This window comes from Oceanococcus sp. HetDA_MAG_MS8, from assembly GCA_019192445.1.
Lineage (GTDB): Bacteria > Pseudomonadota > Gammaproteobacteria > Nevskiales > Oceanococcaceae > MS8.
On sequence record JAHCMK010000009.1, the window covers coordinates 94924 to 115180 of the forward strand.

16 protein-coding genes are annotated in these 20257 nt (G+C 59.6%); 9 read left to right on the forward strand and 7 right to left on the reverse strand.

Annotation, left to right across the window (positions count from 1 at the left end):
• Positions 1 to 4 precede the first annotated feature (4 nt).
• Positions 5 to 1771 carry an ABC transporter ATP-binding protein gene (locus tag KI787_13965; protein ID MBV6631057.1) on the reverse strand — a complete coding sequence of 589 codons (1767 nt, stop codon included), beginning with the start codon at positions 1769 to 1771 and terminating at the stop codon, positions 5 to 7.
• Between the two features lie 185 nt (positions 1772 to 1956).
• Positions 1957 to 2397 carry a VOC family protein gene (locus tag KI787_13970; GenBank protein MBV6631058.1) on the reverse strand — a complete coding sequence of 147 codons (441 nt, stop codon included), beginning with the start codon at positions 2395 to 2397 and terminating at the stop codon, positions 1957 to 1959.
• A 318-nt stretch (positions 2398 to 2715) separates the two neighbouring features.
• On the opposite strand from KI787_13970, the gene KI787_13975 reads away from it, so the two are divergent.
• Positions 2716 to 3594 carry a hypothetical protein gene (locus KI787_13975; GenBank protein ID MBV6631059.1) on the forward strand — a complete coding sequence of 293 codons (879 nt, stop codon included), beginning with the start codon at positions 2716 to 2718 and terminating at the stop codon, positions 3592 to 3594.
• 54 nt (positions 3595 to 3648) lie between these two features.
• Positions 3649 to 4251, forward strand: a complete 603-nt coding sequence (locus tag KI787_13980) for an NAAT family transporter (protein ID MBV6631060.1) — start codon at positions 3649 to 3651, stop codon at positions 4249 to 4251.
• Between the two features lie 202 nt (positions 4252 to 4453).
• Here KI787_13980 and katG read toward each other — a convergent pair whose 3' ends face one another.
• Entirely contained in the window at positions 4454 to 6622 is a 2169-nt protein-coding gene (gene katG, locus KI787_13985) for a catalase/peroxidase HPI (GenBank protein MBV6631061.1), read from the reverse strand.
• Positions 6623 to 6762: 140 nt separating this feature from the next.
• The gene (locus KI787_13990; protein ID MBV6631062.1) at positions 6763 to 7734 is read right to left on the reverse strand and encodes a calcium/sodium antiporter; all 972 of its coding nucleotides are present in this window, start codon (positions 7732 to 7734) and stop codon (positions 6763 to 6765) included.
• A gap of 267 nt (positions 7735 to 8001) precedes the next feature.
• Here KI787_13990 and KI787_13995 point away from each other — a divergent pair, with 267 nt between their 5' ends.
• From KI787_13995 to KI787_14025, 7 genes are all read left to right on the forward strand, one after another.
• Positions 8002 to 10392: a hypothetical protein gene (locus KI787_13995; protein MBV6631063.1), complete on the forward strand. Its 2391-nt coding sequence runs from the start codon at positions 8002 to 8004 to the stop codon at positions 10390 to 10392.
• Between the two features lie 89 nt (positions 10393 to 10481).
• The gene (locus KI787_14000; protein ID MBV6631064.1) at positions 10482 to 11987 is read left to right on the forward strand and encodes a hypothetical protein; all 1506 of its coding nucleotides are present in this window, start codon (positions 10482 to 10484) and stop codon (positions 11985 to 11987) included.
• Between the two features lie 151 nt (positions 11988 to 12138).
• Positions 12139 to 12375 carry a type II toxin-antitoxin system prevent-host-death family antitoxin gene (locus KI787_14005; GenBank protein MBV6631065.1) on the forward strand — a complete coding sequence of 79 codons (237 nt, stop codon included), beginning with the start codon at positions 12139 to 12141 and terminating at the stop codon, positions 12373 to 12375.
• Between the two features lie 2 nt (positions 12376 to 12377).
• Positions 12378 to 12764 carry a type II toxin-antitoxin system VapC family toxin gene (locus KI787_14010; protein ID MBV6631066.1) on the forward strand — a complete coding sequence of 129 codons (387 nt, stop codon included), beginning with the start codon at positions 12378 to 12380 and terminating at the stop codon, positions 12762 to 12764.
• A 34-nt stretch (positions 12765 to 12798) separates the two neighbouring features.
• Positions 12799 to 13161: a cytochrome c5 family protein gene (locus KI787_14015; protein ID MBV6631067.1), complete on the forward strand. Its 363-nt coding sequence runs from the start codon at positions 12799 to 12801 to the stop codon at positions 13159 to 13161.
• A 1-nt stretch (position 13162) separates the two neighbouring features.
• Positions 13163 to 14536, forward strand: coding sequence for an FAD-binding protein (locus tag KI787_14020; protein MBV6631068.1), 1374 nt, complete (start codon positions 13163 to 13165; stop codon positions 14534 to 14536).
• Positions 14533 to 15585: a pyridoxal-phosphate dependent enzyme gene (locus KI787_14025; protein MBV6631069.1), complete on the forward strand. Its 1053-nt coding sequence runs from the start codon at positions 14533 to 14535 to the stop codon at positions 15583 to 15585. The genes KI787_14020 and KI787_14025 overlap by 4 nt, the downstream gene beginning before the upstream one ends.
• Positions 15586 to 15686: 101 nt before the next feature.
• On the opposite strand, the gene KI787_14030 is transcribed toward KI787_14025, so the two are convergent.
• Genes KI787_14030 through KI787_14040 form a run of 3 tightly spaced genes read right to left on the reverse strand, consistent with a single transcriptional unit; the run spans position 15687 to position 20045 of the window.
• On the reverse strand, positions 15687 to 16925 hold the full coding sequence (locus tag KI787_14030; GenBank protein MBV6631070.1) for an HlyD family efflux transporter periplasmic adaptor subunit: 1239 nt from the start codon (positions 16923 to 16925) through the stop codon (positions 15687 to 15689).
• A 15-nt stretch (positions 16926 to 16940) separates the two neighbouring features.
• On the reverse strand, positions 16941 to 19328 hold the full coding sequence (locus KI787_14035; protein ID MBV6631071.1) for an FtsX-like permease family protein: 2388 nt from the start codon (positions 19326 to 19328) through the stop codon (positions 16941 to 16943).
• Between the two features lie 3 nt (positions 19329 to 19331).
• Entirely contained in the window at positions 19332 to 20045 is a 714-nt protein-coding gene (locus KI787_14040) for an ABC transporter ATP-binding protein (protein MBV6631072.1), read from the reverse strand.
• Positions 20046 to 20257 lie beyond the last annotated feature (212 nt).

Genomic DNA, 20257 nt, shown 5'->3' on the forward strand with positions numbered 1-20257 from the left:
GGACTCAGCGCATCCGATTACGGGGAGATTCCAGGGTGTGCAGGCTTTTCTCGGCCAATGCTTTGGCATTGCGTAAGTACTCTATAAAGCTATCGCGCTCCGTCCACGCGCGTTGTTCTTGGCTTTGGAAGAACATGAAATGACTGTAACCGCGGTCAATATCGCTGCGATTCGAGAAGTGAATCACCGTCGTTCCAGCATTCTTCTGCAACAAGTCCAAACTGTGCTGCAGGGCATCGCCGGGCATGTTGTCGTAAAGAGCATTCAGAACCAGCACGCGCGGCTCGGCCAAAATAGCGGCTGCTAGTTGCAAACGCATTGTTTCATTCACCGACAAGGGCCAACCGGTGACGGCTAAGGAGGTATCCAAGCCCTTTTCCAGCTGGCTGATCGTCACCTCCAAATCCACGGCGCGGATGGCGCTGGTGATGCGGTCCGCATCGGAGGCGTCGGCGCACATGCGTAAATAATCGCGAATACTGGTTTCCACCGCGGTGGGGCGATTCAAAACGATGACGCGCTGACGCAGCGTATTGAGGTTGATGGCGTCAATATCGACGCCACCCACGGCCACATACCCGCTATTGGGCCGCTCGTTGCGTTTGATCAGATGGGTGAATTCCCGCTGCAGGCCATGGTTCTCACATTGGGCCAGGACGCGCGCGCCAGAGGGCAGGGCCAAATGGAACTCCACATCCGCCCCGCGGGCGACGCTACGTGCATGAACTAACTCTACCCGGCCATCGCGGATGTCGGTGCTGGTATCGGCGGTAGGCTCTTCTTGCTCAATTTGGTCAAACAGCGACAGCTCGTCAATGGCCGCGATAAGGTCATAAAAATAGCCTAGGTAAATCCCCATCTGGGAGAGCCCATAGAGCACCACCGAGAAGACGAGTTCCGCTGCGACCAGCTGCCCCAATGAGAGTTGGCCTTGAATGACCAGCCACCCGCCCAAGCCCAGGAGGATGGCGCTCATGGCGGCATACAGGAACAAAAAGGCTACGTTCTGGGAAAAGTAGTGACGGAAGTGCTCCACATGTTTATCGATGTAGTGGCCGGTTTCTTTGTCAGTGCGCCTGAGGGCGTCGTCAATATGCCGCGCCGACTTGAAGTAGCCATTCGACGCCGCCAAACCCTCCAACCAGGCGGCGGCTTCATGTTTGGCATGCGATTTGGCCATGGCCGAACGCATAGCCGGCTTGCCCCAGATCGCCCAAACACTCCAGGCCAAAGCCACGGTGACAATGCTAAACAGCAAGAACAGCGGGTGATACAAGGAAACCAAAACCACTCCCACCACCGTTTGCAGCAATATCGTAAAGCCGCCGATGAGTAGGTTCGGAATGCGGTTAACCACCACGATGATGTCGAAGTAGCGGTTAAACAGAGGAACTTTCTTGCTGTCCTGGAAAAAGGGGTTCACCGCGTAAATGGCTCTGAGCGCGATGTCGGCCACCAGCCGCGAGTAAAAGCGCCGCGCAAACAAATCCATTAAGTGGATGCGCATGGCATTGAGTAATCCCGACAGGAGCAACAGCACAAACAGCACCACCGACAGCACAACCAAAGGTGCGGCCATACCGGTGTTGGCGATGGTGTTGATGAGCATCTGCACCGAAATGGGTGTGGCCAGCGAGAGCACGCTGATGCCAATGCCATAGATGATCGTCAGCCAGTAATAGCTGCTCTCGGGCTTAAGGATGTGCACGAAGTAACGCAGCACATGCTTCAGGGAATGCTCAATTTGAATGCTGGTACTGGGTTGGACCATTGTTATAGCTAGTGGTAGCCGAAGCACGCGGCGGTAAAGGTTCTCGGGGGATACATCCGTCAGGGAAAAGCAACGACCACTGAAATGCTCTGTGCCGGTTAGCGGCAACCCATCCCAACAATCCGCAGCCTAACCAGAGCCCGGCTTAGTCCATCCGGGCGCGCAAAAAGTTCCAAGGGGGCAGACTACCAGCTTCCAGTGTTGGGCATGGAGGCCCAAGGCTCAGCTTTGGGTAGGGCATCGCCACGCTGCAAGAGTTCGATGGAAATGCCTTCTGGCGAGCGCACAAAAGCCATGTGTCCGTCGCGCGGAGGACGGTTGATCGTCACGCCCGCAGCTTGTAGCCGCTCACATAAGGCGTAAATGTCTTCGACTCTGAACGCCAAGTGGCCAAAGTTGCGTCCCCCGGAAAGCTCTTCAGGGTCCCAGTTGTAGGTGAGCTCTAATAGAGGCGCCTTGCGTTCGCGCGCCAGTTCCACATCGTCGGGAGCCGCCAGGAACACCAGAGTGAAGCGTCCTGCCTCGTGGTCACTGCGACTGACCTCAACCAAGCCTAGTAGCTCGCAGTAAAAGTGTAGGGCGCGGTCCAGGTTGTTAACCCGGATCATGGTATGCAGGTATTGCATAGACGTTATGCCTGGGGATGTTTCACAAAGTGTACGCAATCACCCGGCACACGCCGAGGCCAAGTTGCCTGAGAGCCGATCATGCTGCAGGCCAGATTTTGTGACCGCAGTAAAGCAAGGCTTTGGGCATCAACCTTCCATGCAGCAAGCTTGTGACTGGTCCCTTTTTTGCTACTGCTTTAGACGGCGCGCAAAGCGTTTGTCGCTTCACCGCACTCATAAACTGTGGTCACAGACCTGATGTGAAGTTTGGTCGCCTTGCTAGGGCGCGCCTACACTACACAGCACTACAACACGAACATTTGGGGAAGAATCCGCATGGGAATTCAACGCGCACGGGCCCTATGGCCGATTAGCCTTTTGCTGCCAGCTTTGCTGTTTTCGGCTTGCGCTAATTTTGAGGCGGACTGGGCGCAACCACAAGAGGCTATCGGCGCTCAACAGCCGAGTTCCTCCACAGCCCCCGTCGTGGCTACGCCAGTGCCGGTTCCGCCCATGCAGCCCATCATTTACGCCGCGCCAGCGCCGGCGCTCAGTCCTGCTTCGCAAGCTGAGGACAATCCGTCGCCCGTGACCGAAAAGCCAGTCACGCCGCTTCCAGTGGCTGCTGCCGCTGACGAGTCCAATGCTGATTCCAGCACCGAGGCCAGTATGGCTCCTAGTGCAAAACCCAGCGTCGAGACCCCTGCGCGTAGTTTTGAGGGCGTACGCCTGATGGCCACAGCAGATTCGCCTCTCACGGGTTTGGATGCAGCTGCCGAATTGCAGTGGCAGTTAAGTATTCCCGAGCCGCTGGCGGCGCAATGGCTCCCGTCATCGGTGCGGGTCAGTGTATTGGCCCCAGACTTCAATCTACCCAGTGCTAGTTCTGCCTGTATGCCACTGCCAGCCCAAGGTGTGGCTCGCAGGCTGAGTCTGCAGCCTTTGGGGCTGGGCGAATTCCAAATTGGCTTGCGGGCGAGGCTACATGACGGGCCAGATTGCCAATCCAACCCATCCGCGACCTTGGATGAGGCGACGGTGGTTGTGGTCGAGTCCGGCCCTAATGTTGACCCAGCATCGCCACAGGAAGAGTCAGCCCAAGCCGATGATGAAGTTGGCTCCTCCATGCCTTGGGGCCTGATTGTCGCGGTAGTGGCTGCACTCGTACTACTGGTGTTGTTCCGGGGGCGTTTGCAGCAGTGGGCCAAATCTTAGCTAGCACGTTGATCCTAACAATGCCTTGGTCTGTGGGCAGCGGGGTGAGGGACTGTGCCTGCCACTGATGTTTTGTCGGCAGCAATCACGCTGTTTTTGATTATGGATCCGCTGGGCAATGCACCCGTCTTTAATGCGGTGCTTGCCCGGCTGGATCGCCGGCGGCGTGTGTTGGTTGTTGCTAGGGAACTTCTGTTCGCACTGCTGATATTGACGGCATTTCTGTGGGCCGGAAATTCTATTCTTAGCTTCCTGGGTTTAACCCAGCCCTCGCTGAATATTTCCGGCGGAATCTTGCTCTTCATCATTTCGCTGCGGATGATTTTTCCGGCAGCACCTGCGCTGGATGAGGATGCCGACGCTGACCCCTTCCTGGTTCCTCTGGCCATGCCCTTGATTGCTGGGCCTTCGACCATCGCGGTGTTGCTACTGTTGAGCTCTAATCAGCCCGAGCGCTTATGGGAGTGGACTGCTGCGTTAGTACTAGCTTGGCTGGGCGTCACCCTGATCTTGTTGGCATCCCCATGGCTGTTGGGTTTGATTGGAGCGCGTGGCGCACGGGCCATGGAGCGGTTGATGGGGATGGTGTTGGTGATTTTGTCCACCCAGATGCTACTGAATGGGGTCGAAGTGTTTATTCAGCATTTGCCCAAGTAAATCTGACGCTAAGTTTGATTGCCCGCAGATTCCAGCGTCCATTGAAAGAAACCAATGTGTGCCGCCGCGCCTGAGACGCAGCCACCGATAGCAAGCATCCGGGCTAGACGCGCCGCCCAGCCATGGCGGTTTTTCATCCAACCATGGCCGGGCTGAGGGTGAATAGCGGTGTCAATTCTTGCTGGAGAAAAGTGTGAGACCGTCAGTTCTGTAAATCGAATCGGTCTGCGTTCATGATCTTGGTCCAAACTTGGGCGAAGTCCTGCACGAACTTGCCGGCATTGTCGTCCTGGGCATAGACCTCAGCATACGCCCGCAGGATGGAGTTTGATCCAAAGACCAGATCCACACGGCTGGCTGTGCCCACCGGGCTGTCATCGCTGCGCCGGCGGATGGCGTAGCGGTTATCGCCTAGGGGCACCCAGCGGTAAGCCATGTTGGTGATGCACTCGAAAAAGGCGGTGTTGAGTACACCGGGCGACTCCGTGAACATGCCGGTGTCATCTCCTTCCATCTGGGTGCCCAGCACCCGCATGCCGCCGAGCAACACCGTCATTTCCGGCCCGCTCAGGCCCAAGAGCTGGGCTTGATCGAGCATCAACTCTTCGGCTTTGGCGCCAAGCCCCTCCGCCGCGTAATTGCGAAAGGCGTCGTGGCGGGGCTCCAAAGCGGCAAAGGAGTCGGCATCGGTTTGCTCGGCTGTGGCGTCTCCACGGCCGGGCGCAAAGGGCAGACTGAGATCGTGGCCCGCCGCCCGGGCGGCTTCTTCGACGCCAATGTTGCCGGCCAGCACAATCACATCGGCCAGGCTGGCGCCATGGTTTGTGGCGATGGGCTCGAGCACCGCCAGTACCCGCTGCAGACGCTCCGGTTCGTTAGCAGCCCAGTCCTTCATCGGGGCCAAGCGAATACGTGCGCCGTTGGCACCGCCGCGCATATCCGATTGGCGGAAAGTACGGGCACTGTTCCAGGCGATGGTGACCTTGTCGGCAATGCTCAGTCCGCTGTCCGCAATGGCGGCTTTGACGGCGGCTAGGTCGTAGTTGCTGGAGCCTGCGGGGATAGGGTCCTGCCAGATCAAATCCTCGGCGGGCACTTCGGGACCGATGTAACGCGTCTTGGGACCCATGTCGCGGTGGGTGAGCTTGAACCAGGCCTTGGCAAAGGTCTGCGCGAAGTACTCCGGGTCTTTGTAGAAGCGCTCGGAAATCTTGCGATAGGCCGGGTCCTTGATCATGGCCATGTCGGCGTCGGTCATGATGGGGTTGCGGCGAATGCTGGGGTCTTCCACATCCACGGGCATGTCTTCCTCGCGGATGTTGATGGGCTCCCATTGCCAGGCTCCCGCCGGGCTTTTCTTGAGTTCCCAGTCGTAGTTGAAAAGCAGGTGGAAGTAGCCGTTGTCCCATTGGGTAGGGTTGGTGGTCCAGGCGCCTTCCAGGCCGCTGGTCACGGCGTCGCGACCCACGCCGCGGCTGCTGTGATTCATCCAGCCCAGCCCTTGTTCGCTCACATCGGCGCCTTCGGGCGCAGGGCCCAGCTTAGCGGCATCGCCATTGCCGTGGCATTTGCCCACGGTATGGCCGCCGGCGGTCAGCGCGACGGTTTCTTCGTCGTTCATGGCCATGCGGGCAAAGGTGACGCGCACGTCGTGGGCGGTCTTCAAAGGGTCCGGCTGGCCATTCACGCCCTCGGGGTTCACATAGATCAAACCCATTTGGACGGCGGCCAGAGGGTTGTGCAGTGACTCGCGGCTGTTCTCGGGATAACGCTCCGAGGCCAGCCATTCCTGTTCCGGGCCCCAGTCGATATCGATTTCCGGCTGCCAGATATCCTCGCGGCCGAAGCTGAAGCCGTACATGGGCAAGCCCATGGACTCATAGGCCACATTACCAGCCAGAATCATCAGGTCGGCCCAGCTCAAGGCGTTGCCGTACTTCTTTTTGATGGGCCAGAGCAGGCGCCGGGCCTTGTCCAGATTGGCGTTATCTGGCCAGGAGTTCAACGGGGCAAAGCGCTGGTTGCCGGTGCCGGCACCGCCGCGGCCATCTGCTTCCCGGTAAGAACCCGCGGCGTGCCAGGCCATGCGAATCATCAAGCCGCCGTAATGGCCCCAGTCCGCCGGCCACCAGTCCTGACTATCGGTCATCAGTGCCCGCAAGTCGGCCTTCAGGGCGTCCACATCCAAAGACTTCACTGCCTCGCGGTAGTTGAAGTCGGGGTCCATGGGATTGGTCTTGCGATCCTGCTGGTGCAGGATGTCTAGATTCAAGGATTGCGGCCACCAGCCCTTGCCGGCCTGGGCCTGAGTGGTTTTGCTGCCATGCATCACCGGGCATTGGCCGGTTGCGTTCGATTTGTCCATGTTCATCCTCCGACGCGAGTGCGTGGTGTGAGTGTGGGAGGTATTCGGTTTGGGAGCAATGCGTTGATCCCCTATGCCTTCAGCATGCAGCAGGGCTAGTGATAGATAAAGAATTAAATAAACATCGAATCTATAGTTTTCGACAATCAATTGCCGGCGGTCAGAATCAATCCGAGCATGTAGATCGCATAGGCCAGCATTAAGGCACTGCCTTCAACGCGGTTGATGCGGCCGGGCCGGCTCCAGCCTAGGCCCATGATGAGGACAGCGATGGTCAAGCCCAGCATCACCAGAAAATCACGCTGTAAGACCTCAGGGCCGATGCCCATCGGGGAAATGCCGCCAGCGATGCCGACCACGGCCAGGGTGTTGAATAGGTTGGAGCCCAGGACATTCCCCAGAGCCATATCGTGCTCGCCCTTGCGCGCCGCGATTACGGAGGAGGCCAACTCCGGCAGGGAAGTGCCAATGGCCACGATGGTCAGGCCGATGAGCAAATCGCTCACCCCAAACCCTTGCGCCACCGAGACGGCACCCCAGACCAGCAGGCGCGAACTGCCCACGAGCAGAAGCAGCCCCATGACCAGCCAGAACAGATTTCGGGGCAGGGGCGTCTGTGGACTGGCGTTGAGCTCGGCCTGGGCTTCATCGGCCAGGACGTCGTCCTGGCCACGCATGCCGGTCCAGATGCTCCAGCCCATCAAACCCGCGAAGACCAACAGTAAGACTACGGCGTCCAGGCGACTGATGCGGCCATCCACGAGCTGCCAGCCCGCCAGCAAGGTCACACCCAGCAACAAGGGCAGTTCCTTACGCAGGATGCTGGAACGCACGGCCATGGGGCTAATCAGAGCCGTCAGGCCCAGAATCAAAGCGATATTGGTGATGTTGGAGCCATAGGCGTTGCCGAGGGCAAGGCCGGGGTTACCCTGCAGGGCCGCCAGGGCGGACACCACCATTTCCGGAGCAGAGGTGCCAAAGCCAATCACCACCATGCCAATCAGCAGCGGTGGCATGCCCAAATGGCGGGCAACGCCAGAGGCTCCGTCGATAAAGCGATCGGCGCTCCACACCAGCACAGCCAATCCCGCAAGGACTGCCAAAACGGCTTCGAACATATTTCTCCCCAAGGTTCATCAGGCCCGCGCTCAGCATACGCCCGGCCGCGCGAATGCTGGTGGAGTCAACTCCAATCCGTACTCATTCAACTGATCTATTCGATTGGTACCGCCATGCATGGCACATGTCTTCCAGCGATGAGCCCCGGCATGGCTTAGCAAGAAATTGCGATGGGCTCTTTTTTGAGCCCGTGGTATTTTTCACCACTGAAAAGGGACTTTCCCTGCGCGGAAATGCTGTTCCGCCAGTGGTTTTGAGGAGACACAGTGACCATCGTACTGACCACCTTCCAGCCTCGTGCTGGCCATCTACCTGCATCTGCAACACCTGCATCAACTCGTGACGAAATGCAGTTGCCGGCGGCTGAATGCCTTACTCGGCATGGGCTTTTGCGGCGGCTGGGTCTGGCCACTGTCATGAGCGCCACCTTGCTGGCCGGCTGTGGCGGAGGCCGCCCCGCGGCCGCTCCTGGAGGCGGGGCGGGCAGCGGCAACGCACCTCCTCCTGTCGCGGGCCAAGCTTTGGGCAAGTACGACCTGTTCAACCAATGTTGGGTGATGAAGGCCGACGGTAATTACGTCACCCGGGCGGGTGATGCCTTCTTTGCCAATGGTCAATCGGCAGATGATGCCGAGCGCTTTTACATGCGGGCCGCCAATTTGGCGCGCTACTTGTTCTACACCACCGATGAGGCTCTGCTCACGGCCAGTGGCTCCGCTGTATCCACCGTGCCCCAGTCCGCTCCTGAAGATGGGTCGGATTGGACCTTCTCCGAAGACGGCGCCGTGCTCAACGCGGCGGCGCTAGGCGGTAATCTCGCGGTAGACACCGATGGTGTGCTCGTCGTTGGCTCAACCCCGGCGGCTTTGCAATTTGAGCCCGCAACGGGCTGTGCCGAATATCCCGAGATGCCGCTGGGTGTAATCGGTACCACCTTCAAAGGCGACATCAACAAACCCCTACTCGGCTTTGCCGAGGTTCATACCCATATGGCCATGGGCAGTGAAATGTCCGACGGCAGCGGCAATGTTGGTCCCTCCGCCGGTGGGGTGATGTATGGCCAAGCGGTCAACCGCTTTGGCGTCACCGAGGCCCTCAAAGACTGCCAGGATCTGCATGGCCCCAATGGCATCACCGACCCCGAAGCGCTGATTCTGGATATGGAACCGGGGCGTACACATGACACCCAGGGTTGGCCCACTTTTGTGGACTGGCCCTTCCATGACTCTATGCTCCACCAGCAGATGTACTGGCGCTGGGTGGAGCGGACCTGGATGGCCGGGCTGCGGTTGATGACCATTCATGGAACCAATATCGAAGCGCTCTGCCAGGTGGCCCAGGCATTAGGACCCACACGTGGGCAGAACCCGGCCGAGGTGGAGTGCCGGGATATGCCGGTGGGTGTGCAGCAGGTGGAGTACCTCTACGAGATTCAGGACTACATCGACGCCCAGTACGGCGGCCCCGGAAAAGGCTTTTACCGCATTGTTGGCAGCCCCGATGAGGCCCGGCAGGTGATTGCCGAGGGCAAGCTGGCAGTGGTGCCGGGCCTGGAGTTCTCCAACCTCTTTGGCTGTAACGTGACCTTCCTGCCCGATGGCAGCGAAATTCCCCAATGTGATCGTGCTCAAATTGATGCCGAAATTGATCGCATCTGGGATTTGGGTGTGCGCCAGGTCTTCCCCTATCACGACATCGACAGTGCTCTGGGCGGCGCCGGGTTGTTCGGCACCTCCAACGTGCTGGAGTTCTTCAACCTCACGGGTACAGGCCGCTTCTTTGAAACCTATAACTGCCCGGACGGCGGCAATGGCGACAGCTACTTCTTTGATGCCGGCATGACCAGTTTCGCGGACCCGCTCACGCTGGGTAATGACCCCTTAACGGATTTGCTGTTGGGCATTGCCGATGGTCTCACGCCGACCCTGCGTAGTGGTCGCCAATGCAACAGCCGTGACGTGACCGAGCTTGGCATCTACGCCATCGACAAGATGATGAAAAAAGGCTTTGTCATCGATATCGATCACGCGGAATTGCGCAGTAAGCAAATCATGCTGGACTACGCCGCCACCACCGAGCCCAGCTATCCGATGGTGTCAGGACACAGCGCTCAAGGCGGGCTGACCAATGCTCAAGCCCGACAGCTCATCGCGCAGGGCGGCATCATTTATCCCATCAACCAAAACGGCAAGGGTCATGTGGATTTCCTGGCCAAGCTGGCACCGCAGTGGGAGCAGTCCGGCACTGACCGACCCTTCTCCGCCGGTTATGGGGCCGATGCCAACGGTTTGCGCACCCTGCCGGGGCCGCGTGGCCAGGGCCGTATTGCCGAGACGGCGCCGGTGAACTACCCCTTCCAGATGTTCCAGGGTGAGGGCTGGGGTCCACAGTTCGATGGTATTGCGCCCATCACCGTGGAGTTGCTCGCCATCCCCGACGGCAAGATTTGGGATGTGAACGAAGCCGGTATGTACCACTACGGTCTCATTCCGGACCTGATCGAAGAAACGCGCATCGAGGGCGGCCAAGAGGCCCTGGATTCCTTCTATAACTCCGCCGAGACCTACTTGCAGATGTGGGAACGCACTTTGGACGCGGCGGCGGATGCGCGCACCAAGCCGGTACCGGAAACCGTGCCCGACGTGGTTCTGCGGTGAGGCTGAGCCGAGGCGGGCTGTCCCTTGGGGCAGCTCGCCAAAACGCCGGGCGACTGCTGCCCTAACGCTGTGATCTGAATACGGTCGCAATGAGACTGGACGATCGCCGAGCTTGCCGGCGTGACTGCGTATTGCTCCTGACGGGAGGGCTGCTGGGCAGCTGGCCATGGGCCGCGTCCGCCCACGGCTTCGGGGCTTTGTACAACCTGCCGGTGCCGCTGTGGCTGTACAACTGGTCGGCGGCGGCCGCCTTGGTGCTTTCGTTTGTGGTGGCCGCTGCCGTGCTCAGTGGGTCGTCCCAAGCACCGCGCACGGGTTGGGATATTTCGCATACCCGTTTCGCCAGCTTGTACCCGGCCCTGCGGCCCTGGACGCAGCTCTTGGCCCTGGCCGTACTTCTGCTCTGCTTGGCCACCGGCTACTGGGGCAATCGGGACCCGGTGCGCAACTTCAGCATGACCTTTTTCTGGATCATCTTCACCCTGCTGCTGACCTATCTTTGTGCCCTTTTTGGCAACCTCTATGCAGCCCTGAACCCCTGGCGGGGGATGGCCCGGCTTCTGGGCCGATTCTGGACGGGCTACACCCGTGGTCGTTACGCCTACCCGGCAGCGCTGGGCGACTGGCCGGCCCTCGTTCTGTACCTGGGCTTTATCTGGTTCGAAGTTTTCGGGCATGGCCGACCGCGTGAACTGGCCACCTGGCTGGCGGCCTACAGCCTGCTCAATGTGGTTGGCGTGGGGCTGATTGGGGCGCGCAGTTGGTTCGCCCATTGCGAGTTCTTTGCGGTGTTCTTTAGGTTGGTGGGTGTGCTGGGCATTTTCGGGCGAGCGAGACTTGCTCAGGCCTCTGGTCCGCGCAGCGCTTCCAGTCTGATCCTGCGCTGGCCTACCAGCGGGGTACTGCATCAGCGCCCCGCACAATTCAGCACTTTGGTCTTCGTACTGGCCATGCTCTCCACCACCGCTTTTGATGGGCTCAGCGCCACGCAGTGGTGGGTGAGTCTGTTCTGGTCAGATCCCACGGGCTGGCTCACGCAATGGCTGGGCGTCCCGCCGGTGAAGGCGCTGGGGCCCATGCGACCTTGGTGGTTGGCCTGGCAGACACTTTGGTTATTGGCTTCGCCCTTGGTGTACCTGGGAGGGTATGTGCTGGCCATTGCTCTGGCCAAAGGGCTCACCGGGTCCGCAAGACCCTTGCGCCAACTCTGCCTGGACTTTGCCTTCACCTTGCTGCCCATTGTGGTGGCCTACCACTTCACCCATTACGCCACGCTGGTGCTGAACCATGGCCTCAAGATCATCAGCCTGATCTCCGACCCCTTTGGTTGGCGTTGGGATCTCTTTGGTACCGCCATGCGCTTTCGCGCGCCCATCCTCCCGGATATGGGGCTGGTCTGGCATACCCAGGTGGGGGTGATTTTGCTCGGCCATGTAATGAGTGTGTGGTTGGCTCACAGGGTAGCCTTGAGGGTGTTTGTCAGCCGCCGTGCAGCTATCCTGAGCCAGGTGCCCATGCTGGTATTGATGGTGGGTCTCACCGTTGCCGGGCTGTGGATATTGGCACAGCCGCTGACGATGATGAAAATGGGTTGAGGAGACGCTGAATAAATCGCTGCGCTCGCAATCTGGCCCGCCGGCGGTGCGCGCCACTCTTGAAGCATCTTCAATGGTTGGCTCTCCGTTCTAGCCAATGTATACTTAGCTAAGTATGGCTAACCGAGGGCTGCCCATGAAACAAGTCAACATGCACGAGGCCAAATCTCAGCTATCCAAACTGGGAGAGCTGGCCTGGAGTGGGGAGAAGGTCGTCATTGCCAAGGCTGGAAAGCCCTACCTGGATCTGGTTCCGCATGAAGGTAGCGCGCAGCCCCGGCGACCCGGCCGCTTCAAAGGCCAGATCACACTGGCGACGGACTTTGACGCCACACCTCCGGAGGTGCTGGATGTCTTCGAGGGCCAGTGCCAATCCAGCAACGATTAGTTGTGGCTTATCTGCTAGATACCCATGTGTTTCTGTGGTGGCTGGCAGATGCCCCTCAGTTGCCCGCGCCCGTCAAGAATCTTATTGCATCGCCAGACAATGACATTGCTGTGAGCGCGGTCACGGCCTGGGAGATTTCCATCAAACGCGCCTTGGGCAAGTTGCAAGCGCCATCAGGACTGGCATCCGTCATTGTGGATGAAGGCTTTGTGGAGCTGCCAATTCAGTTTGCTCATGGCGAGCGTGCCGGTGAGCTGCCAGATATTCATCGAGACCCTTTTGACCGCATGCTGATTGCGCAATGTCAATTGCAGGGGCTCACACTGATTACCCGAGATCAAACGATTCCGTTGTATGCGCTGAAAACCGTCTGGCCGGAGTCGGGATAAACACACAGCGAAGACACTCGCGAAGAGAGACAACATGCACCGCATCCCGTATCACCTCATGAGCGCAGGCTCAATTCTTTGTTTGGCCCTCTTGGCTGCTTGCGGGCAGGGCGTTGACCCGGCCATCGTGGCCAAGGCTGAGACAGCGCAGCCGGCTGATCCGGACTTGGCGGCTTTGTACAACCAGAGCTGCAAGGCCTGTCACGGGCGTTCCGGCAGTGGGGCACCGCTGACCGGCTACACCAAGGTTTGGGAGATGCGCCTGGCCAAGGGGGAAGAGACCCTGCTGAGCAACACCATCAATGGTTATGGCGGCATGCCGCCGCTGGGTAGCTGCATGGATTGTGATGCCGAGGACTTTCTGGCCTTGATTCGCTTCATGGCCGAGGGGAGCTGAGATGCAGCGGCGTGATTTACTCAAAGGTGGAGCCGGCTTGGCAGCCGCTCTGGGGTTGCCGGCCATCAGCCTGCCAGCTGGGGCCCAAACGCGAGCCATTCCCTGGCAGAACTGGTCGGGTTATTTGCGCTGCACACCGCAAGACCGCGTGGCTCCAGCCGACAGCAGCGAACTGGCCACGCTGCTCAAAACCAGCACGGGCACGGTTCGCCCCGTCGGTGCTGGGCATTCCTTTTCCGGGCTGGTGCCTACGGACGGCACCATTGTTTCCCTGCGTCACTTCAGTGGTCTTGTAGATCACGACCCCCAGGCCATGACGGCCACGCTGGGTGCGGGTACCAAATTGGGCCAGATGGGCGAACTCTTGCAGCCCATTGGCCAAGCTCTGCCCAACATGCCCGATGTAGACGAGCAATCGCTGGCCGGTGCCATGGCCACCGGTACCCATGGCACCGGACGCGAACTGGGCGCCTTGCATGCTTACATCGACGCTCTGCAATTGGTGACTCCCACCGGGGAGGTGCTGGAGCTCAGCCGCGAGCAAAACGCAGACCTCTTCGCGGCCGCCCAGGTCTCGCTGGGTACTTTGGGCGTCGTGACCCAATATCGTCTGCGCAATGTGGAGCCGTATTCGCTGCGTCGGCGGGCGTTCTTAATGCCCATTGAAGAGCTGCTGGCCGAATTCCCCAGCCGCATTCAACAGCATCGCGGCTTTGAGATGTTCTACATCCCCTTCTCGGGGCACGGTCTGGCCATCACCACCGACATCAGTACCGACTCACCCAGCCCGCGGGGTGAGGATCAGGATAACTCCGCTTTGGAGGACTTGCGCCTGCTGCGTGATCTGCTGAGTTGGTCGCCGCTGGCCCGCGAAAAGCTGTTCTCAATGATTGCCGCCCTCACCTTTGAAGCCGAAGACAATGTGGACCTCTGGTACCGCATTTACCCCTCGGATCGGGCCGTGCGCTTCAACGAGATGGAATACCACATCCCGCAGCAGCGCATTCCCGAGGCGCTGGCGGAAGTGCGCAGCACTTTGGAAGCCGAGCACCCGGAGGTGTTTTTCCCCATAGAGGTGCGGGTGACCGCGCCCGACGACGCTTGGCTCAGCCCCTTCCAGGGTGAGCCGCGTGGCTCCATTGCCGTGCATCGGGTGCATGACGAAGATCCGCTGCCGGTACAGCGCACCGTCGAGCCCATCTTTCGCAAGTACGGCGGTCGTCCGCACTGGGGCAAGATGCACAACCTCAGCAGCCGGGACTGCGCAGAGCTGTATCCACGCTGGCAAGACTTTGCCCGCCTGCGCGCCGAGCTGGACCCCCAAGGGCGCATGCTCAACGACCACCTGCGGCAACTCTTCGGCCTGCCCGCGTGAGTCTGCCGATTTACCAACGGCTGCCGGGTATTGAGGCCGTGCTGCCCAGCCTGGGGCTGGCCCAGTTACCCACGCCAGTGCAGAACTGGGAAGTGGATGGCCAAGCCTTGCTGATCAAGCGGGATGATCTGAGCAACCCGCTCTACGGTGGCAACAAGGTGCGCAAGCTGGATTTGATTCTGGCGGCGGCCCAAGCACGCGGCACGCGGCGCATCGTCACCTTTGGCGGCCTGGGTACCCATCACGGTCTGGCCACTGCCTTGTTCTGCGCCAAGATGGGTCTGGACTGCGAGGTGCTGCTTTTCGATCAACCGATTACCCCTGCCGTGCAGGAGGGCTTGCGCCTGCTGGCCGGCAGCGGCGCCACCCTGCGCCATACCGGTTCGGTGGCCCGTACCCTGGCCACCTTTTATCTGCATCCGCGTTATCGCGTGCCCGGCGTAGAAAGGCTCTTCGCCGGTGGTTCCAACCACCTGGGTGTGCTGGCCTTCGTCAATGCCGCGCTAGAGCTGCAAGATCAGATCGCCGCTGGCGACTGCCCCCGCCCGGCTGCCGTGTATTGCCCGGTGGGTTCGCAATCCACCTTTGCCGGGCTCTGCCTGGGAATGGCTCTTACTGAGAATCCCATCCCCGTGGTGGGTGTGCGGGTGGCCGATGCCAAGCTCGGCCCCTTTGCCGCCTGTGACGAATCCACCGTGACCGCGCTCATGCGTCGCACCTTGCGTTGGCTGAAGGGGCAGGGTGTTAACTGGCCTGCTGGACTCCCGCAGCTCGTGATGGAACATCAGTGGATTGGTGGCGGTTACGGTCATCCTACCGAAGCCGCTCAGCAAGCCAGTGCCGCCTTTGCCCAGGCCGGCGCTCCGGAGCTGGACCCCACCTATACGGCCAAAACCGCCGCTGCGGTACTTTCAGCATCGCGTCGGGCCGCTGGGCCACCGGTGTTGTATTGGCATACGCTCAATTCGGCAGTGTTGTCGGTGCCGGATGATGATCAAGTCACCTGCGCCTTACCCGATAGCTGCCGGCCCTTCTTAGGTGCCGTTTGAGTCCTGGCTAGGAGTGATGCACCAGCATGCCGATGGCCATTGCGGAGACGGTCCATCATCGATTGGCCACAGGCGAAGGCTACGGTGGTAGAAGTGGTCGCCTAGGGCAGAACTGCGTCTAGTGAGGGGCGCGGTCTTATTCTTGCGCCGTCTCTGAGGTTCTGGCTCGGGTAGCTCACCACCTTGTCACCAGCGTTTAAGCCCTGCAGAACTTGAGCGCGTACTTCATTGCTGTGCCCAATACTGACCGGGGACAAGCGCACTCGACCCGCGTCCGCAAGGTATACCGCCCAGCGCCCAGGTTGTCCGACCAAAGCGCTCACCGGCACGCTGAGCACATCGGGATGCTGCCAGATGGTGATCGCGGCGAAGACATGAAAGCCATGGCCCAGGCCCCTGCGTTGTTCACGTGGCGAGCTTAAGTCCACTATGACATCCACGCGCTGCTCTTCGATGCCCAAGGCGGATACCTTGGTTCGCCCTCGTGGTTCGATTCGCCGTACAGTGCCCCGTAACTCTCCCGGTGCACCCCAGTCGCTGATTCGAACCTGGGCTCCGGGCTGCACCTTGACCGCATCCGTCGAGAGCAGATCGACCACCACCTCCAAATCCTGCGGGTCGCCGATCTCAATGAGTGGCGCGCCCATGGTGACCGTGGTTTCACTTTCTTCCAGAACATTCAAGATGCGACCGCTAATGGGGGCCACTAATGCCAGCGTTAACTGTGAATCTGCCCCAGGTTTGATCTCGGGGGAATGCAGCAGGGCCTGGGCGCGTTCTAGGTTGGCTTGATGAACGCCTACACTGGCCCTCGCAGTCTCCAAAGTGGCGGTAGCCGTACGCGCCGACAACTCTGCGGTTTCCAGCTCGGCCTTGGCCAGTGAACCTTTCGCGGCGAGCTTGCGTGCGCGATCTGCGTCGACCTGGGCGTGAGCTGCATGCGCCTGAGCGCTACGGAGTTCTGCGTGAGCCAATTCCAATTGTGCCTGGGCACTGCGAACTTGAGCTGCGGCTTGGCTTTGAAGGCGGGTGTCGAGAAGGCCCGGCGTAGCGGGGAGGATGCGCGCGACAATGGTTTCGCCCTGAACCACTGTGTCCCCGACGCTGGCCTGAATTCTGAGCAGTGTTCCGGCGACGGGTGCAGACACGCGATACACGTTGCGCACACGCGTGATGCCATTGTCGCGGATGGCGATACCTAGTGGAGCGCGCTGAACCGTCGCCAACTCCACCACCACGGGCTGTGGGCGAAACGAGTATGCCAACAAGGCGATGAGAAGTAGAGCCAGACCAATCATCACCGTATTCCGAATGCGGGTGGGCTTGCTGCTGTGCGCCATGGTCATTGCTCCGGGTTATTCGCGGGTTTTGAGCACCGCAATCAGGTCCAATTGATCGATTCGCCGGCGTACGATCAATGCTGAGAGAGATGTGGCGAGCACAATCACGAGCAAAGAAAAGCCCATCGTGCTGGCCGAAACGGTAAGAGGCATACGGAACATTTCAGTATTGAGTGCGATTGTCATTCCCCATGCTTGCAGCCAGCCCAGGCCTGCTCCCAAAGGGAGTGCAATGATGGTGAGCAGGGCCAGCTCCCCGAGCAGGATGTAGGAAACGTCGGCTCGTGAGAGGCCGAGTACGCGCAGGCTGGCCAGCTCACGACCTCGCTCAGAAAGCGATATGCGGGCGTTGTTGTACACCACGCCTACGGCGATGAGGCCTGCAAATAGACTGTTGAAGAAAATGTAACTGCCCAGGCTTTTATTGAGATTGGCGTACAAATTTCGCTCTGCTTCCCGGTGCATGCTAATGCCGGCAATCAAGGGCATTTGTTTGAGTTCGGCAGCCAGCTCGGTGTCATAGCCTGTATCTACCAGCATATGCACACCGTTCATGCTGGGAGTCTGATGCAGGTATCGGCTGAGGCTGTCGATATGCATATAGGCTCCCGTGCCCAGGTAGGTGGTCACGATGCCGACCACCGGAACAGAAAATGCGGGCTGATGGAACTCACGGAGCTGCACGCGAATAGAGTCACCTTGTTCAACCTGGAGTAACTGCGCCAGCTTGGAAGTGAGCACCAAGCCGTGCCGGGGAATGACAACAGAGCCCTGCATGGTGTTGATCAGTCGCGCGAGGGTTGGCTGCTGCACCAAACCAAGAATGCTTTCGCGGCGCCGGATCGGGCCGTTATGGAGGGTGGCGGTGATCGCTAAGAAGGGTTCGGTCGAGCGCACCCCCGGTTCACGAAGCAGTGCAAATCGCTCATGCAACGGCCGTGGTTGATGCAGATAAGCCGTCACATCCTGCCGATTTGCAAACTGGAAACTCCAGTCGATCATGTGTCGAATTCCGTCCCATGAAAAACTGGCGCCAACGAGCAGGGCCATCGAGGCAGCGATGCCTGTACAGGTCATCATTGCCCGCTTGGGGTGGCGTAGCAGGTGTCGCACAATCATCCGGCTGGGTTGGTCTAGATGACGCAAAATGCCGGCGCCCAATCTGGACAAAGTGCTGTAGTCGGTAGGTTGCGGTGGCGTCATTGCCACTGCGGGGTTGAGCGCTGCGGCACCACGCACAGCGACCGCGGCTCCGGCCAATGCAACCGCCATGCTGGCGAGCCCAGTAAACAGCAGTAACGCCGGAGGCATGGAAAAAATCAAATAGGGAAACTGAAAATACTCCATGTACAACAGGCTGAGCCCACGCCCCATCCACGTTCCTAACCCCAGGCCCAGACCAATGCCGATGCTGGCAATACTGGCGACGAACTTAAGGTAGTGGCTGGCCACCTGAATATGGGTATAGCCAAAGGCCTTCATTAGCCCAATTTGTTCGCGTTCCGTTTGGATCAGGCGCGAGAGCACCAAGTTCAGCAAAAAGGCGGCAACAATGAGGAATATAGGGGGGAGAACTCTGGCCATGACCGCGAGCTGCTGGATCTCGCTATCCAACATTTTGTCGGAGACTTGCTCTCGCTGCGGGAATGCCCCAGTGCTCCCATAGGGCTTCAGAACATGATCAATCGCGCGCAGGATCGCTTCTTCGGATTGCGTGGTGCTTTTTAGGATTAAGGCCTGATTGAAGCCACCAACCATGTCGGTGGCACCGGCCAAGGCCTGCCTATGCATCCAGATCACACCAAACCCTGCGGGAGTTGGCACCAGCTCGCCGGGTGCAATGGCGTAGACGAACTCGGGTGAAATCGCCAACCCCACGATGATCAATGGGTGCTGCACACCGTGTATTAACGCGTGCACCTCATCGCCGACCCGGAGCCCGTGGGCTTTGGCGAAGCCCTCCAGCAGCAAAACTTCACGCGGCTGAGCCTGACGGGGCCAATGGCCTTGACGTAACACAAGGCGGTTGATGCCGCCCGCGTCCTGAGCCGGCAGGGACAGCGCCACGCTAGTGATGGGCCGATCGGTGCCAGGCACGCTGGTCAGCGCCGGGCTGACGATCCGTGTTGTTACTCGCCGCACCCCGGGAATGCTTTCCAAACTGCAAGCCATTCCAATGGGAGCACGGGTCACGGGAGCAATGATGTCAGCGAGTTGGTAGCTGGCGTAGTAGTTAGCGCGTGTGCCTTGTAGCGCTTGCAGCATGCCTTGGCTGGTCACAAAAACACTTACACCGCAGGCCATCACCACCGCAATGGCCAATGCTTGCCCGCGCACGCGCCAGAGGTCCCGCAGGAGTTTGCGGTCCAGCGTCGACACCCAAGACGGAAATGTCCCGGTCATGAGTTACCAATGAATGGCATTTGCGGGTACCGGGTTGGAGATGGGGCGGTTCTCCTTGATACGGCCATCCGCCATAATCAGTACCCGGTCTGCCATGTCGGCAATGCTGGCGTTATGGGTGATTACTAGCGTTGTTGTGTTGAGATGCCGGTTGGCGTCAGCCAGGGCTTGTAAGACCAAACAACCGGTCTTGCTGTCCAGGGCGCCCGTGGGCTCATCGCAGAGTAAAACGGTGGGCTGCTTAGCAATGGCTCGCGCAATGGCTACCCGCTGCTGTTCGCCGCCCGAGAGCTGCGCTGGGAAATGATCCATCCGTTCGCCTAAGCCCACCATTCGCAGTGCCTGTGCGGCGGGCATCGGATTCTTGGCGATCTCGGTCACCAACTCCACATTTTCCAGGGCGGTCAGGCTGGGGATAAGGTTGTAAAATTGGAACACAAAGCCCACATGATCACGACGAAAACGTGTGAGCTCAGCGTCGCTACTCGCGGTTAACTCGGTGCCGGAAAAACGGACTTGACCGGAGCTAGGTGTATCCAGCCCTCCCAAAATGTTCAGCAGCGTGGATTTACCGCAGCCCGAGGGCCCCAGCAACACGACAAACTCGCCCGCTGGCAGGCAAAGGTCGACCCCACGCAGCGCGTGTACCTGTGCCGCGCCCTGACCGTAGGCTTTGTGCAGGTTCACTACCTCAAATGCCCAGTCTGACTTTGTCATCTAGTGAGCCTAGCGAGTAGTCGCTGCCACAGAACTGACCTAGGTCAATAAACCGCCGCATTGTTTGTATCGCATGACGGCGTGTAGGACGAGGCTAACGCGCGACTGGCGTGAAATGCCTAGACGGTTGTCATTGTTTGCTCTTGTGCCGTAGGGGTGGCCTCTACAGAATCTAGACATCGCTAGACCATTCATGGCGCTTGAAGGTTGGC